General features: G+C 62.1%; 14 protein-coding genes. 10 read left to right on the top strand and 4 right to left on the bottom strand.

The genetic code is table 11. The features are described 5' to 3' along the window. Positions 1 to 132 precede the first annotated feature (132 nt). From BT179_RS14720 to araH, 4 genes are all read left to right on the top strand, one after another. The gene (locus BT179_RS14720; protein ID WP_072393337.1) at positions 133 to 951 is read left to right on the top strand and encodes an SDR family oxidoreductase; all 819 of its coding nucleotides are present in this window, start codon (positions 133 to 135) and stop codon (positions 949 to 951) included. 171 nt (positions 952 to 1,122) lie between these two features. Beyond that, positions 1,123 to 2,127 (top strand): substrate-binding domain-containing protein, encoded by a 1,005-nt coding sequence (locus BT179_RS14725; RefSeq protein WP_072393334.1) that lies wholly within the window; start codon positions 1,123 to 1,125, stop codon positions 2,125 to 2,127. 95 nt (positions 2,128 to 2,222) lie between these two features. Further along, on the top strand, positions 2,223 to 3,767 hold the full coding sequence (gene araG / locus BT179_RS14730) for an L-arabinose ABC transporter ATP-binding protein AraG (protein WP_072431816.1): 1,545 nt from the start codon (positions 2,223 to 2,225) through the stop codon (positions 3,765 to 3,767). A 9-nt stretch (positions 3,768 to 3,776) separates the two neighbouring features. Continuing rightward, complete coding sequence (araH, locus tag BT179_RS14735; RefSeq protein ID WP_072393328.1) at positions 3,777 to 4,745, top strand: L-arabinose ABC transporter permease AraH; 969 nt, start codon at positions 3,777 to 3,779, stop codon at positions 4,743 to 4,745. Positions 4,746 to 4,973: 228 nt separating this feature from the next. On the opposite strand, the gene BT179_RS14740 is transcribed toward araH, so the two are convergent. Next, positions 4,974 to 5,354 (bottom strand): Rho termination factor N-terminal domain-containing protein, encoded by a 381-nt coding sequence (locus tag BT179_RS14740; RefSeq protein WP_072431817.1) that lies wholly within the window; start codon positions 5,352 to 5,354, stop codon positions 4,974 to 4,976. A gap of 30 nt (positions 5,355 to 5,384) precedes the next feature. Continuing rightward, complete coding sequence (locus BT179_RS14745) at positions 5,385 to 5,729, bottom strand: hypothetical protein (RefSeq protein WP_072393321.1); 345 nt, start codon at positions 5,727 to 5,729, stop codon at positions 5,385 to 5,387. A 167-nt stretch (positions 5,730 to 5,896) separates the two neighbouring features. Here BT179_RS14745 and BT179_RS14750 point away from each other — a divergent pair, with 167 nt between their 5' ends. Then, a complete protein-coding gene (locus tag BT179_RS14750) occupies positions 5,897 to 6,379 on the top strand; it encodes a GNAT family N-acetyltransferase (RefSeq protein WP_072393318.1) in 483 nt (160 codons plus the stop codon). 5 nt (positions 6,380 to 6,384) lie between these two features. Here BT179_RS14750 and BT179_RS14755 read toward each other — a convergent pair whose 3' ends face one another. Beyond that, positions 6,385 to 7,017 (bottom strand): glutathione S-transferase family protein, encoded by a 633-nt coding sequence (locus BT179_RS14755; RefSeq protein ID WP_072393315.1) that lies wholly within the window; start codon positions 7,015 to 7,017, stop codon positions 6,385 to 6,387. Between the two features lie 185 nt (positions 7,018 to 7,202). Between BT179_RS14755 and BT179_RS14760 the strand changes: the two genes are divergently transcribed. The 5 genes from BT179_RS14760 to BT179_RS14780 all read left to right on the top strand — a co-directional run bounded on the left by BT179_RS14760 (position 7,203) and on the right by BT179_RS14780 (position 12,366). Next, the gene (locus BT179_RS14760; RefSeq protein WP_072393312.1) at positions 7,203 to 8,174 is read left to right on the top strand and encodes a 2-dehydro-3-deoxygalactonokinase; all 972 of its coding nucleotides are present in this window, start codon (positions 7,203 to 7,205) and stop codon (positions 8,172 to 8,174) included. Positions 8,175 to 8,194: 20 nt separating this feature from the next. Next, entirely contained in the window at positions 8,195 to 8,815 is a 621-nt protein-coding gene (locus BT179_RS14765) for a 2-dehydro-3-deoxy-6-phosphogalactonate aldolase (protein WP_072431818.1), read from the top strand. A 49-nt stretch (positions 8,816 to 8,864) separates the two neighbouring features. Beyond that, on the top strand, positions 8,865 to 10,013 hold the full coding sequence (gene dgoD, locus BT179_RS14770; protein WP_072393306.1) for a galactonate dehydratase: 1,149 nt from the start codon (positions 8,865 to 8,867) through the stop codon (positions 10,011 to 10,013). Between the two features lie 179 nt (positions 10,014 to 10,192). Then, complete coding sequence (locus BT179_RS14775) at positions 10,193 to 11,503, top strand: MFS transporter (RefSeq protein WP_072431819.1); 1,311 nt, start codon at positions 10,193 to 10,195, stop codon at positions 11,501 to 11,503. A gap of 59 nt (positions 11,504 to 11,562) precedes the next feature. Then, complete coding sequence (locus tag BT179_RS14780) at positions 11,563 to 12,366, top strand: IclR family transcriptional regulator (RefSeq protein ID WP_072393299.1); 804 nt, start codon at positions 11,563 to 11,565, stop codon at positions 12,364 to 12,366. Between the two features lie 6 nt (positions 12,367 to 12,372). On the opposite strand, the gene BT179_RS14785 is transcribed toward BT179_RS14780, so the two are convergent. Then, positions 12,373 to 13,425, bottom strand: coding sequence for an NAD(P)-dependent alcohol dehydrogenase (locus tag BT179_RS14785; protein WP_072393296.1), 1,053 nt, complete (start codon positions 13,423 to 13,425; stop codon positions 12,373 to 12,375). Positions 13,426 to 13,556: the final 131 nt, after the last annotated feature.

Consider the following 13,556-nt stretch of genomic DNA (forward strand, 5'->3'; position numbering starts at 1 on the left):
GGTGAAGTGATGCAACGATCTGCCCTTGCGTGCCTCGGTGGCACAAGCGACTCTCCGTTCCAGCAATGCCAAAGGCCGGTCATCCCTGGATGCCCGGCCTTTGGCACGCCTTCGAACCGGGGGGGCTGAGCGATGGCCCAACCGCTTTGCTTGCCACCGGTGCCCGAGCCACCCAAGGGCGAGCGATTGAAGAACAAGGTGGTGCTGTTGACCGGTGCCGCCCAAGGGATCGGCGAGGCGATCGTCGCCGCGTTCGCTTCGCAGCAGGCGCGGTTGGTGATCAGCGATATCCAGGGCGAAAAGGTCGAGCAGGTCGCCGCTCAGTGGCGGGAGCGCGGGGCGGATGTGCAAGCATTGAAAGTCGATGTGGCGAAACAGCATGACCTGCACGCCATGGCACGCCGCGCCGTGGAACTGCACGGACGCATCGATGTGCTGGTGAATTGCGCTGGCGTCAATGTGTTCCGCGATCCGCTGCAGATGAGCGAAGAAGACTGGCGTCGCTGTTTCGCCATCGACCTGGACGGCGCCTGGTATGGCTGCAAGGCGGTGTTGCCGCAGATGCTGGAACAGGGCGTGGGCAGCATCATCAACATCGCTTCGACCCACTCGTCCCACATCATTCCCGGCTGTTTTCCTTACCCGGTGGCCAAGCACGGCTTGCTCGGCCTGACCCGCGCCCTGGGCATCGAATATGCGCCCAAGGGCATACGTGTCAATGCCATCGCACCAGGTTATATCGAGACCCAACTGAACGTCGATTACTGGAACGGCTTTGCCGACCCCCATGCCGAACGCCAGCGGGCGATGGACTTGCATCCGCCCCGGCGCATCGGCCAGCCGATCGAGGTGGCAATGACGGCCGTGTTCCTGGCCAGCGACGAAGCACCTTTCATCAACGCTTCATGCATCACCCTCGATGGTGGACGTTCGGTCATGTATCACGACTGAATGTCCGGGTTGGCAGGTGGTTATGCTGTCTGTCATCCAATCATCATACGATATGACTATTTGGATCTATGCTGTAGCAACACGATTTGACGGCCCGGCCTGCGCAGCACCACCCCGTAGGGGAGCAGAACCGAGGCCTTGGCTTTCAATAAAAAAAACAAGGAGTCAGCTATGAATCATCGTCGTGGGATTCGTTCCCTGTGTCGCGCCGCCCTGGCCGTTACCGCGTTCACTTTCGGCAGCAACCTGCTGGCCGCTGAAGAGGTGAAAATCGGCTTCCTGGTCAAGCAGGCCGAGGAGCCCTGGTTCCAGACCGAATGGGCGTTCGCCGAGAAGGCCGGCAAGGACCGAGGCTTCAAAGTGATCAAGATCGCCGTGCCTGACGGCGAGAAGACCCTCTCGGCCATCGACAGTCTTGCCGCCAATGGTGCCAAGGGCTTCGTCATCTGCCCGCCGGACGTGTCCCTGGGTCCGGCGATCATGGCCAAGGCCAAGCTCAACGATCTGAAAGTCATCGCGGTGGATGACCGTTTCGTCGATGCCAACGGCAAGTTCATGGAGGATGTGCCGTACCTGGGCATGGCCGCATTCGAAGTGGGCCAGAAGCAGGGCGCCGCCATGGCCGCCGAAGCGAAGAAACGCGGCTGGGACTGGAAAGACACCTACGCGGTGATCAACACCTACAACGAACTGGACACTGGCAAGAAACGCACCGACGGTTCGGTCGATGCCCTGAAGAAAGCCGGCATGCCCGAGGACCACATCCTCTTCTCGGCCCTCAAGACCCTCGACGTACCCGGCAGCATGGACTCCACCAACTCCGCGCTGGTGAAACTGCCCAGCGCCGCGAAGAACCTGATCATCGGTGGCATGAACGACAACACGGTGCTGGGTGGCGTACGCGCTACCGAAGCCGCCGGGTTCAAGGCCGCCAACGTGATCGGGATCGGCATCAACGGTACCGACGCCATCGGCGAATTGAAGAAACCGGAGAGCGGCTTCTTCGGCTCGATGCTGCCAAGCCCGCACATCGAAGGCTACAAGACCGCCGAGATGATGTTCGAGTGGGTCACCACCGGCAAGGAGCCACCGAAGTACACCGCCATGGATGAGGTGACGCTGATCACTCGGGAGAACTTCAAGCAGGAGCTGGAAAAGATCGGCCTGTGGAATTGATGGCCGGTTGATTCAAAAGCGGCGCAGGTGTCCTGTCCCCAGCTTCGGACAGGACCTCGACGGCGCCGCTTGATCTCTGTGAGTTCGAGGTGGTTATGCAAGCGCAGACAGCGACACAACAACACAACACCGGCGCCAGCCTGCGGTTCAATGGGATCGGCAAGGCCTTTCCTGGCGTGCAGGCGCTGGCCAATATCAGTTTCGTTGCCCATCCGGGGCAGGTCCATGCCTTGATGGGCGAGAACGGCGCGGGCAAGTCCACGTTATTGAAGATTCTCGGTGGCGCCTACATTCCCAGCAGTGGCGAGTTGCAGATCGGCGAGCAGACGATGGCGTTCAAATGCACCGCCGACAGCATCGCCAGCGGTGTGGCGGTGATCCACCAGGAATTGCACCTGGTGCCGGAAATGACCGTGGCGGAAAACCTGTTCCTGGGGCACCTGCCGGCCCGTTTCGGCCTGGTCAATCGCAGCGTGCTGCGCCAGCAGGCGCTATCGTTGCTCAAGGGCCTGGCCGATGAAATCGATCCGCTGGAGAAAGTCGGTCGCCTGTCTCTCGGCCAGCGGCAACTGGTGGAGATCGCCAAGGCCTTGTCCCGGGGCGCCCATGTCATTGCGTTCGACGAGCCCACCAGCAGCCTTTCGGCTCGGGAAATCGATCGTTTGATGACGATCATAGGGCGCCTGCGGGACGAGGGCAAAGTGGTGCTGTACGTCAGCCACCGCATGGAAGAAGTGTTCCGTATCTGTGACGCGGTGACGGTGTTCAAGGACGGTCGCTACGTGCGTACCTTCGAGGACATGAGCGAGTTGACCCATGACCAGTTGGTAACTTGCATGGTCGGTCGCGATATCCAGGACATCTATGACTACCGCCCGCGGGAGCGGGGTGACGTGGCGCTGCAAGTGAAGGAGCTGCTGGGGCCGGGCCTGCGCGAGCCGGTGAGTTTCCAGGTGCACCAGGGCGAGATCCTCGGCCTGTTCGGGTTGGTCGGCGCCGGTCGTACCGAGTTGCTGCGTTTGCTCAGCGGCCTCGAACGCCAGAGCGAGGGGAGCCTCGTCCTGCACGGCCACGACTTGAAATTGCGTTCTCCAAGGGATGCCATCGCCGCCGGCGTGCTGCTCTGTCCGGAAGACCGCAAGAAGGAAGGCATCATTCCGTTGGGCAGCGTGGGCGAGAACATCAACATCAGCGCCCGTGCGTCCCATTCCACCCTCGGCTGCCTGCTGCGGGGCGATTGGGAACGAGGCAATGCCGACAAGCAGATCAAGGCGCTGAAAGTGAAGACGCCGACAGCCGGGCAGAAAATCATGTACCTGTCCGGTGGCAATCAGCAGAAGGCGATCCTCGGTCGCTGGCTGTCGATGCCGATGAAGGTGCTACTGCTGGACGAGCCGACACGTGGCATCGATATCGGGGCCAAGGCCGAGATCTACCAGATCATCCACAACCTGGCGGCCGATGGCATCGCCGTGATCGTGGTGTCCAGCGACCTGATGGAAGTGATGGGTATTTCCGACCGAATCCTGGTGCTCTGCGAAGGGACCTTGCGTGGCGAACTGCCCCGTGACCAGGCCAATGAATCCAACCTGCTGCAACTGGCGCTGCCACGCCAACGCGTTGCCGACGCGGCGAACTGAGAGGTAATCATGACCATTCAAAACAATGCACTGCCGACGGCACGCAAACCCCTGGACCTGCGGCGTTTCCTGGACGACTGGGTCATGCTGCTGGCGGCCATCGGGATCTTCGTGCTCTGCACCCTGATGATCGACAACTTCCTGTCTCCGCTGAACATGCGGGGCTTGGGCCTGGCGATTTCCACCACGGGCATCGCCGCTTGCACCATGCTGTATTGCCTGGCGTCCGGGCACTTCGACCTGTCGGTCGGCTCGGTGATCGCCTGCGCCGGCGTGGTGGCGGCGGTGGTGATGCGTGACACCAACAGCGTTTTCCTGGGCATCGGCGCGGCGTTGGTGATGGGGCTGATCGTCGGCCTCATCAACGGTATCGTCATTGCCAAGCTGCGGGTCAATGCGTTGATCACTACCTTGGCGACCATGCAGATCGTCCGGGGCCTGGCCTACATCTTTGCCAATGGCAAGGCGGTGGGTGTGTCCCAGGAAGCGTTCTTCGTGTACGGCAACGGCCAACTGTTCGGCGTGCCGGTACCGATCCTGATCACCATCGTCTGCTTCCTGTTCTTCGGCTGGCTGCTGAACTACACCACCTATGGGCGCAACACCATGGCCATCGGTGGCAACCAGGAGGCGGCCTTGCTGGCGGGGGTCAATGTCGACCGCACCAAGATCATCATCTTCGCCGTGCATGGCGTGATCGGTGCGCTGGCGGGAGTGATCCTGGCGTCGCGCATGACTTCCGGCCAACCGATGATCGGCCAGGGGTTCGAGCTCACGGTGATTTCCGCCTGCGTCCTGGGTGGGGTGTCGTTGAGCGGTGGCATCGGCATGATTCGCCACGTCATCGCCGGGGTACTGATCCTGGCGATCATCGAGAACGCGATGAACCTGAAGAACATCGACACGTTCTACCAGTACGTCATCCGTGGCTCGATCCTGCTGTTGGCGGTGGTCATCGACCGGATGAAGCAACGCTGAGGTTTGCCAGGCTCCGTACGAAGAGTCTTGAGACAAAGGTCAGGCAACGGGAGAACAGCCGAGCAAGCGCAGAGTGCGGGAGTACATGAGCATGGCGAGGCCGTTTTCAACGCTGCATGGATGAGTATCAAAGGCTTTTCGTAGAGCCTGGGAAAAGGGTGGCTCGAACTCATCGTCAGCTGACCCAACGCCATCGCGAGCCGGCTCGCGATGGCGTGTTGCCGCTTACTAGCCGGCCTTGCGCAGCGCTTGGATCAGCTCCTCCTTGCGCATCTTCGATCGGCCGGGAATGTTCTTCGCCCGGGCCTCCTTCATCAGGCTATCCACGGTCTGGGCCTCATGGGAGGCCTTGCTGGTACGCGGATGTCCTTCGCGGGTCTTGGCGGCGCGTCGGGCCGATTCCTTGCGGTCGGTTTTCTTCTGCTCGGCGGGTTTTTTCTTGCCCGACCCGCCGGAGTGTTCGCCGCCGCCGGACTGCTTGTTCACCGTTGCCCAGGCCCGCGCCTCGGCCTGGCCTTCGGACACACCTTTTTGCTCATAGCTCTCTTCGATGTGTTCGGCCTTGCGTTTCTGCTTGTCGGTGTACTTGTCTTTGCTTCCACGAGGCATGCCAATTCCTCCTCATCTGTCGCTCAGCGGTTATTGGCTGGCGGCGCCACCTTCCGAGCCCGATCCCCCGGTGGTGGTCTTGGAACCCACGCCGGTCTCGGCGTTGTCGGGGGTGTTGGTGTCGGGGGTGTTCAAGCCACCCTGGCGCCCGGTGTCGTTGCCCTGCACGCGTGGATCGGTCCCGGTGGCCGGAGGCTGGCCGTTGTTCAAGGTGCCGCCTGTGCCGTCGGTGTTCAACTTGGGCAGGCCCTGGGTCGCCGGTGAGTTGGGTGCTTGTACCGGGTCGGTGGGGCCGGTTCCGGAGGTGGAAGCCGCCAGGGCCACCGAGGAAAGCAATGCGGCAAATGTGAATGCAGTCAGCCTTGCAGTGATCATGGTGTCGCCTCCATTTTTCGGATACTTGCCTGATCTTGGGCTGCCCGGGATAGGCGTTGGTGCCGTATGGGCGACGAATGGCGTTTTGAAGGGCGGGATCATTGAGGTGTGACGAGCGCTGCGTAGCGGCTTAGTATGGCGCTTTCCATTGGCTACAAGGGCCGTTCATGTCGATCGAGATCCGTCCCGCGCAACCCAGCGATGCGCCTCAAATCCTTGCCTTCATCACCGAGTTGGCCGACTACGAAAAAGCCCGCCACGAAGTCATCGCCAGCGTCGCCGACATCGAGCGCAGCCTGTTCAGCGAAGGCGCGACCGCCCACGGGCTGATCTGCCTGCGCGACGGTGTGCCGATCGGTTTCGCGGTGTTTTTCTTCAGCTATTCGACCTGGCTGGGCAGCAATTGCCTGTACCTGGAAGACTTGTACATCACGCCTGAACAGCGCGGCGGCGGTGCGGGCAAGACCTTGCTGCGCCACCTGGCAAAGATCGCCTGCGACAACGACTGCGGTCGCTTCGAGTGGAGCGTGCTGGAATGGAACACGCCGGCCATCGAGTTCTACAAGTCCCTCGGCGCGCAACCCCAGGAGGAATGGGTGCGCTACCGAATGGACGGCAAGGTGCTGCGGGACTTCGCCCAAGGCAATTGAACGCCTCAGCAATAGGTGTCGCCTGCGTATTCGGCAAACCCCGGTCGCTGTTCCAGCCGCTTGCAATAGGCGGCCACGGCCGGGTAGTCCGGGCGCTCCATGGGCGTCTGGCGCCAGCGGTGCACCGACAGCCCGATGAGCACGTCCGCGAGGGAAAAGTCCTTGCCGGCCACGTAGGCGCCGGTGCGGTTCAACTGCTGTTCAAGCAGCCCCATCTTCTCGTTCCACCCTTTGATACCGGCAGCGATGCGCTGCGGGTCCTGGAAATCCGGGTTCTTGCGTACCAGGGCATGGAATGCATAACCCCATGACGGGTTGAGTTCCGTCGCCTGCCAATCCATCCATTGCTCGATTCGTGACCGGGCTGCAGGTTCGGCAGGCAGCAGGTCATCGCGCCCTTGCTTGCCTGCCAGGTAGCGGCAGATGGTGTTCGATTCCCAGAGCACGCCGTTCTCGTCGATGATCACCGGCACCTGGGCGTTGGGGTTCAGGGCCAGGAATGCAGGGTCGTGGGTGGAATTGAAACCGATGCCCCAATCTTCACGGTCGTAGGGGATCTCAAGTTCCTGACAGGTCCACAGCACTTTTCTGACATTGATCGAGGAGGTGCGACCAAGGATTTTCAGCAGTTGGCCCATAAACGTTTTCCCTGAGTGACTAAGGCATCCGATCAGGAAACTTAGCAGGGTCGTTGGCGGATAGCGATGGGCTTTAATCAAAGCTTATCCCTATATATGGGATCAATATTTATATATTGAGATTTTGCTGCGCCCGGGTTTATAGTCCGTTCACTCACTGCCAAAAAACAGAACAGGTGAAGCGGATGCAGGCGCAATTGATCGCGCTCGATTGGGGGACCACCTCATTACGGGCATACAAACTCGCCGACGGAGGCGAGGTGCTCGAACAGCGCTCGTTATCCTCGGGAATCATGCAATTGCCTGCCGGGCCGCGAACGGTGGCCGGGCTGGCCTGCACGGACGGTTTCGAACTGGCGTTCGACGAGGCCTGCGGCGACTGGCTCGACGCGCAACCAGGCCTGCCCGTGATCGCCTGCGGCATGGTCGGCAGCGCCCAGGGCTGGCGTGAGGCACCTTACTGCGACACGCCAGCCGATGTCGCCCAGCTCGGGCACTCCCTGCAAACCATCCGCAGCCTGCGTGGTGTCGATGTACACATCGTGCCGGGGGTGATCCAGCGTTCGCGGCTGCCCAATGTCATGCGCGGCGAAGAGACCCAGGTGCTGGGCGCCTTGCACAGCCTGCCGAACGAAGCCGTGCTGATCGGCCTGCCTGGCAGCCACTCCAAATGGGTGGAAGTGGCTGACAGCTGCATCGTGCACTTCGACACCTTCATGACCGGCGAGATCTTCGCCGTGCTCAGCGACCACAGCATTCTCGGCCGTACCCAGCAACGAGGCGTGGCTTTCGACGCTCAGGCCTTTGACCGGGGCGTGCACGTGGCCTTGTCGACGGATGGCCAGGCCGGCCCGTTATCCACCGTGTTCAGTGCCCGCAGCCTGGGCCTGACCGGCGAACTTGCCGCCGGTGCCCAGGCGGACTACCTGTCCGGCCTGTTGATCGGCCACGAACTGACGGCACTGGCCGCCGTGCAACGCCAACGCCGCAACAGCGTCCATCTGCCGACGGTGGTGCTGATTGGCAATTCCCAACTCTGTGCCCGTTACCAACGGGCCCTCGACGCCTGCGGTTTCGCCCGGGTGACCCTGGCCGAACAGGCCACCGAACGTGGTTTGTGGCAGTTGGCCGTGGCGGCCGGGCTGCTTGGCCGCTGAACCTGACTGGAGGTCTGACAATGCTCACACAAGCCCTGGCGCAAAACGGGTTGATCGCGATTCTGCGCGGTCTGCGTCCCCAGGAAGCGACAGCCATCGGCCACGTCCTGTACGAGGCCGGATTCCGAGTCATCGAAGTGCCGCTCAACTCCCCCGAACCGTACGAAAGTATTCGCATCCTGCGCAGTACCTTGCCCGCCGATTGCCTGATCGGTGCCGGTACGGTGCTCACACCGGAGCAGGTTGCCCGGGTGAAAGCCGCTGGCGGCCAGGTGATCGTCATGCCTCACAGCGATCCGAAGGTGCTGCGGGCGGCGAAAGCGGCGGGGCTGTACCTGTCGCCCGGGGTCGCCACCCCGACCGAGGCGTTTGCCGCGTTGGCCGAAGGCGCCCATGTATTGAAGATGTTTCCCGCCGAGCAAATGGGCCCGGCGGTGGTCAAGGCCTGGCTCGCGGTATTGCCGGCCGGGACCGTGCTGGTGCCAGTGGGGGGAATCGCACCCGACAACATGACGCCGTTCGTCGAGGCGGGCGTGAAGGGCTTCGGCCTCGGCTCCGGTCTGTTCAAGCCAGGCCTGACGGCCGATGAGGTGGCGGTGCGCGCCAAGGCATACGTGGCCGCGTGGAAAGCCTTGAACTGAAGATTTTTCCGGCGCTCCGTGCGCTGCATCCGACAAGAGAGACAACACGATGAAAATCACCAAATTGACCACGTTTATCGTTCCGCCGCGCTGGTGCTTCCTCAAGGTCGAAACCGACGAAGGCGTCACTGGTTGGGGCGAGCCCGTGGTCGAGGGGCGCGCCCACACGGTGGCGGCTGCCGTCGAGGAATTGTCCGACTACCTGATCGGCAAGGACCCACGCAATATCGAAGACATCTGGACCGTGCTCTATCGCGGCGGCTTCTACCGGGGCGGAGCGGTGCACATGAGTGCCCTGGCCGGTATCGACCAGGCGTTGTGGGATATCAAGGGCAAGGCCCTGGGCGTGTCGGTCAGCGATCTGCTGGGCGGCCAGGTGCGCGACAAGATCCGCGTCTATTCATGGATCGGCGGCGACCGGCCGGCGGACACCGCACGCGCCGCCAAGGAGGCCGTGGGGCGGGGGTTCACCGCAGTGAAGATGAATGGCACCGAAGAACTGCAGTTTCTCGACACGTTCGAAAAGGTCGACCTGGCCCTCGCCAACGTCGCGGCGGTGCGGGACGCGGTGGGGCCGAACGTCGGCATCGGCGTGGATTTCCACGGTCGGGTCCACAAGCCCATGGCCAAGGTGCTGATGAAGGAACTCGACCCCTACAAGCTGATGTTCATCGAGGAGCCGGTGCTCAGCGAAAACTACGAAGCGTTGAAGGAACTGGCGCCGCTGACCAGCACGCCGATCGCCTTGGGCGAGCGGCTGTTTTCCCGCTGGGATTTCAAGAGGGTACTCAGCGAAGGCTACGTGGACATCATCCAGCCGGATGCCTCCCATGCCGGCGGCATCACCGAAACCCGCAAGATCGCCAACATGGCCGAAGCCTACGACGTGGCGCTGGCGCTGCACTGCCCGCTGGGCCCCATCGCCCTGGCGGCGTGCCTGCAACTGGATGCGGCCTGCTACAACGCGTTCATCCAGGAACAGAGCCTGGGTATCCACTACAACGAGAGCAACGACCTGCTGGACTACATCAAGGATCCGCGGGTGTTCGACTACGAGAAAGGCTTCGTGAAAATCCCCAATGGCCCGGGCCTGGGTATCGAGATCAACGAGGAATACGTGATCGAGCGTGCGGCCATCGGCCATCGCTGGCGCAATCCGATCTGGCGTCATGCCGACGGCAGTTTCGCCGAATGGTAAGTCAGGCCTGACCCTGTGGGAGCGAGCTTGCTCGCGATGGCGATGTATCAGTTACACATGTACCAACTGACACGCCCTCATCGCGAGCAGGCTCGCTCCCACAATTTGATCTTCGCAAGCAGGGAGATCTTCTTCGATACGCCCGTTTCCTCAATAAACATAAAAAAGAGGCACCTCACATGCAAGCGCACACCCTGAGCGCGCAAGCGTCGTTGGTGACGCCCAGCCGCAAGCGTTTTTTCATCATGGTCCTGCTGTTCATCACGGTGGTGATCAACTATCTGGACCGCAGCAACCTGTCCATTGCCGCCCCCGCACTGACCAGTGACCTGGGCATCGACCCGATCCATGTCGGGCTGATCTTCTCGGCGTTCGGCTGGACCTACGCCGCCATGCAGATCCCGGGTGGCTGGCTGGTGGACCGGGTGCCGCCGCGCATTCTCTACAGCGTCGCGCTGCTGCTATGGTCGGTGGCCACGGTCATGCTGGGGTTCGCCGCCAGCTTCATCGCCTTGTTCGTGCTGCGCATGGCCGTCGGCGCCCTGGAAGCGCCGGCCTATCCGATCAACAGTCGTGTCGTCACTACCTGGTTCCCTGAGCGCGAGCGGGCCACGGCCATCGGTTTCTATACCTCCGGACAGTTCGTCGGCCTGGCATTCCTGACGCCGGTACTGGCCTGGCTGCAGCACACGTTCGGCTGGCACATGGTGTTCGTGGTGACCGGCGCGGTGGGGATTCTCTGGGCGGTGATCTGGTACGCGGTGTATCGCGAACCACGTGACTTCAAAGGCGCCAACGCCGCAGAGATCGAGCTGATTCGCGAAGGCGGCGGGTTGGTGGATATCCAGGCCGAGACTGCCCGAGTGAAGGCGAAATTCAGCTGGGCCGACCTGGGGATCGTCCTGACCCAACGCAAGTTGTGGGGCATTTACCTGGGGCAGTTCTGCCTCAACTCCACGCTGTGGTTTTTCCTCACCTGGTTCCCCACTTACCTGGTGAAATACCGTGGCATGGATTTCATCAAGTCCGGCCTACTGGCGTCGTTGCCGTTCCTTGCGGCATTTGTCGGCGTGCTGTGCTCCGGTTTCTTCTCCGACTGGCTGATTCGTCGCGGCGCCACGGTAGGATTCGCACGCAAGTTGCCGATCATCGGTGGGTTGCTGATTTCCACTTCGATCATCGGCGCCAACTTTGTCGAGTCGACGCCGCTGGTGATCGCGTTCCTGGCCCTGGCATTCTTCGGCAATGGCCTGGCGTCGATCACCTGGTCGCTGGTTTCCACCCTGGCGCCGGCGCGATTGCTCGGGTTGACCGCAGGGGTGTTCAACTTCATCGGTAACCTGGCGGCCATCGCGACGCCGATCGTCATTGGCCTCCTCGCCAGCGGCGATTCGTTTGCCCCGGCCATCACCTATATCTCTGTCCTGGCCCTGGCTGGCGCGCTGTCCTACATCCTGCTGGTGGGGAAGGTCGAGCGCATCGAGTTGTAGTCCGACGGGGCGGGCGACCATAATGCCGCCCGTTCCCCGCTCACAGTCGAAGGCCGGATATGCAGCAAGACGATCCAAAAATCACCAAGGACGCCGCGCCTACTGGCACGCAAACCCTGCTGCGCGGCCTGGGTGTGGTCCATGCGGTTGCCAGTGGCGCCCGGGATCTGAAGGAAATCGCCCGGCTGATCGGTACCACCCGCAGCACGACCCATCGCCTGGCCAGTTGCCTGGTGGACGAGCGGTACCTGCGAGTGGTGCCGCAGGTGGGTTATCTGCTGGGACCGAAACTGATCGAGCTGGGTTTCCAGGCCCGGGAGGAATTGCCCCTGGTGAGCCTGGCGGGACCGTATCTGGACGAGCTGTCGGCGTTGACCGGTGACACCGTGCACCTGGCGATTCGCGAGGGCGACGAGGTCTTGTACCTGCTGAAGAATCCGGGACGCAATGGTCCGGAGATGCGCTCGCGGGTGGGGCATCGCATGCCGTTGGCGCGTACGGGGATCGGCAAGGCGCTGATGCTGGACGACACTGAGGAGCAATGGCAGCGCTTGTATGAAATCAGCTTGCCGGCAGTAGGAAAAAATCAGTTCTGGCCGCAGCATCAGGAGCAATCCTGGGAGCAGTTCCAGCAGCGGATGCGGGAGTACGTGGCGGGGGGCTACGCGTTCGACCTGGAGGACAACGAACCGTCGATTCGTTGTGTGGCGGCACCGATTCGCGACGCCGGCAAGCGTATCGTCGCCGGTATCAGCATCGCCAGCACCGTGCCGTACATGCCATTGGAAAAAATGGCCGAGCTGATTCCCCTGGTCAAAGGGGTCACAGCCCGGCTGTCGGCGGAGCTGGGCGCCAAGGTCTGAGGAAAATCAGGCCTTGAGCGTCGCCATGTCGATGACGAAGCGGTACTTCACGTCACCGGCGATCATGCGGCTGTAGGCCTCGTTGATCTGGCGGATGTCGAGCATTTCGATGTCGCAGCTGATGTTGTGTTCGGCGCAGAAGTCCAGCACTTCCTGGGTCTCTGCGATGCCGCCGATCAACGAGCCGGCCAGGACGCGACGACCCATGATCAGTTTCGCGGCATGGACCGGCGGATCGATCGGTTCCACCAGGCCTACCAGGATGTGCACGCCGTCGAAACGCAACGTGTCGAGGTAGGGGTTGAGGTCGTGCTGTACCGGAATGGTGTCCAGCAGGAAGTTGAAGCGTCCGGCGGCAGCGGCCATCTGCGCAGGGTCGGTGGATACGATCACATGGTCGGCGCCCTGGCGACGGGCCTCTTCAGCCTTGCCGGCCGAGCGGGTGAACAGAGTCACTTCCGCACCCATGGCCTTGGCGAACTTGATGCCCATATGGCCCAGCCCACCCATGCCCAGCACGCCGACCTTGTCGCCGGCCTTCACACCGTGGTGCTTGAGGGGCGAGTAGGTGGTGATGCCGGCGCAGAGGATCGGCGCGGCAGCGGCCGGGTCGAGTGTCTGCGGTATGCGCAGCACGAAATGCTCGCTGACCACGATGCTGTTGGAGTATCCCCCCATGGTGTGGCCGCCGCTGATGCGATCCGGGCTGGCGTAGGTCTGCGTCATGCCCTGGTAGCAGTATTGTTCCAGGTCGGCGCGACAGGCCTCGCATTCGCGGCAGGAGTCGACCATGCAGCCAACGCCCACCAGGTCACCGACCTTATAGCGGGTCACATTCGCACCGACCGCGGTAACCTTGCCTACGATCTCATGACCGGGCATCAGCGGGTAGACGGCGATGCCCCATTCATTGCGGGCCTGGTGGATATCGGAGTGGCAGACGCCACAGTAGAGGATGTCGATGGCCACGTCGTCAGCCTGCGGGCTACGGCGCTGGAATTTCATCGGGGCGAGGGGAGTGGTGGGCGATTGGGCGGCATATCCGATGGCGGTATACATAATGAACCTCGCTAGGCTGTGAACAGAGGCGATCTATTCTGGGTGCCGTGGCGGCATGGGGCGATGGCGATTCCTACGGGTGTCATGCCTAATCCTCCGACCTTGGCCGTGGATCAGTCTTATGTGACGCC

It is taken from the genome of Pseudomonas sp. NFACC43, from assembly GCF_900119645.1.
Classification (GTDB): Bacteria; Pseudomonadota; Gammaproteobacteria; order Pseudomonadales; family Pseudomonadaceae; genus Aquipseudomonas.

Excerpts from the sequence above, each read along its gene's own strand:
- BT179_RS14745 (WP_072393321.1), bottom strand. The coding sequence starts at position 5,729 with ATGATCACTGCAAGGCTGACTGCATTCACATTTGCCGCATTGCTTTCC.
- BT179_RS14775 (WP_072431819.1), top strand. The coding sequence starts at position 10,193 with ATGCAAGCGCACACCCTGAGCGCGCAAGCGTCGTTGGTGACGCCCAGC.
- BT179_RS14720 (WP_072393337.1), top strand. The coding sequence starts at position 133 with ATGGCCCAACCGCTTTGCTTGCCACCGGTGCCCGAGCCACCCAAGGGC.
- BT179_RS14785 (WP_072393296.1), bottom strand. The coding sequence starts at position 13,425 with ATGTATACCGCCATCGGATATGCCGCCCAATCGCCCACCACTCCCCTC.
- BT179_RS14740 (WP_072431817.1), bottom strand. The coding sequence starts at position 5,354 with ATGCCTCGTGGAAGCAAAGACAAGTACACCGACAAGCAGAAACGCAAG.
- BT179_RS14765 (WP_072431818.1), top strand. The coding sequence starts at position 8,195 with ATGCTCACACAAGCCCTGGCGCAAAACGGGTTGATCGCGATTCTGCGC.
- dgoD (WP_072393306.1), top strand. The coding sequence starts at position 8,865 with ATGAAAATCACCAAATTGACCACGTTTATCGTTCCGCCGCGCTGGTGC.
- BT179_RS14760 (WP_072393312.1), top strand. The coding sequence starts at position 7,203 with ATGCAGGCGCAATTGATCGCGCTCGATTGGGGGACCACCTCATTACGG.
- BT179_RS14725 (WP_072393334.1), top strand. The coding sequence starts at position 1,123 with ATGAATCATCGTCGTGGGATTCGTTCCCTGTGTCGCGCCGCCCTGGCC.
- araH (WP_072393328.1), top strand. The coding sequence starts at position 3,777 with ATGACCATTCAAAACAATGCACTGCCGACGGCACGCAAACCCCTGGAC.
- araG (WP_072431816.1), top strand. The coding sequence starts at position 2,223 with ATGCAAGCGCAGACAGCGACACAACAACACAACACCGGCGCCAGCCTG.
- BT179_RS14750 (WP_072393318.1), top strand. The coding sequence starts at position 5,897 with ATGTCGATCGAGATCCGTCCCGCGCAACCCAGCGATGCGCCTCAAATC.
- BT179_RS14755 (WP_072393315.1), bottom strand. The coding sequence starts at position 7,017 with ATGGGCCAACTGCTGAAAATCCTTGGTCGCACCTCCTCGATCAATGTC.
- BT179_RS14780 (WP_072393299.1), top strand. The coding sequence starts at position 11,563 with ATGCAGCAAGACGATCCAAAAATCACCAAGGACGCCGCGCCTACTGGC.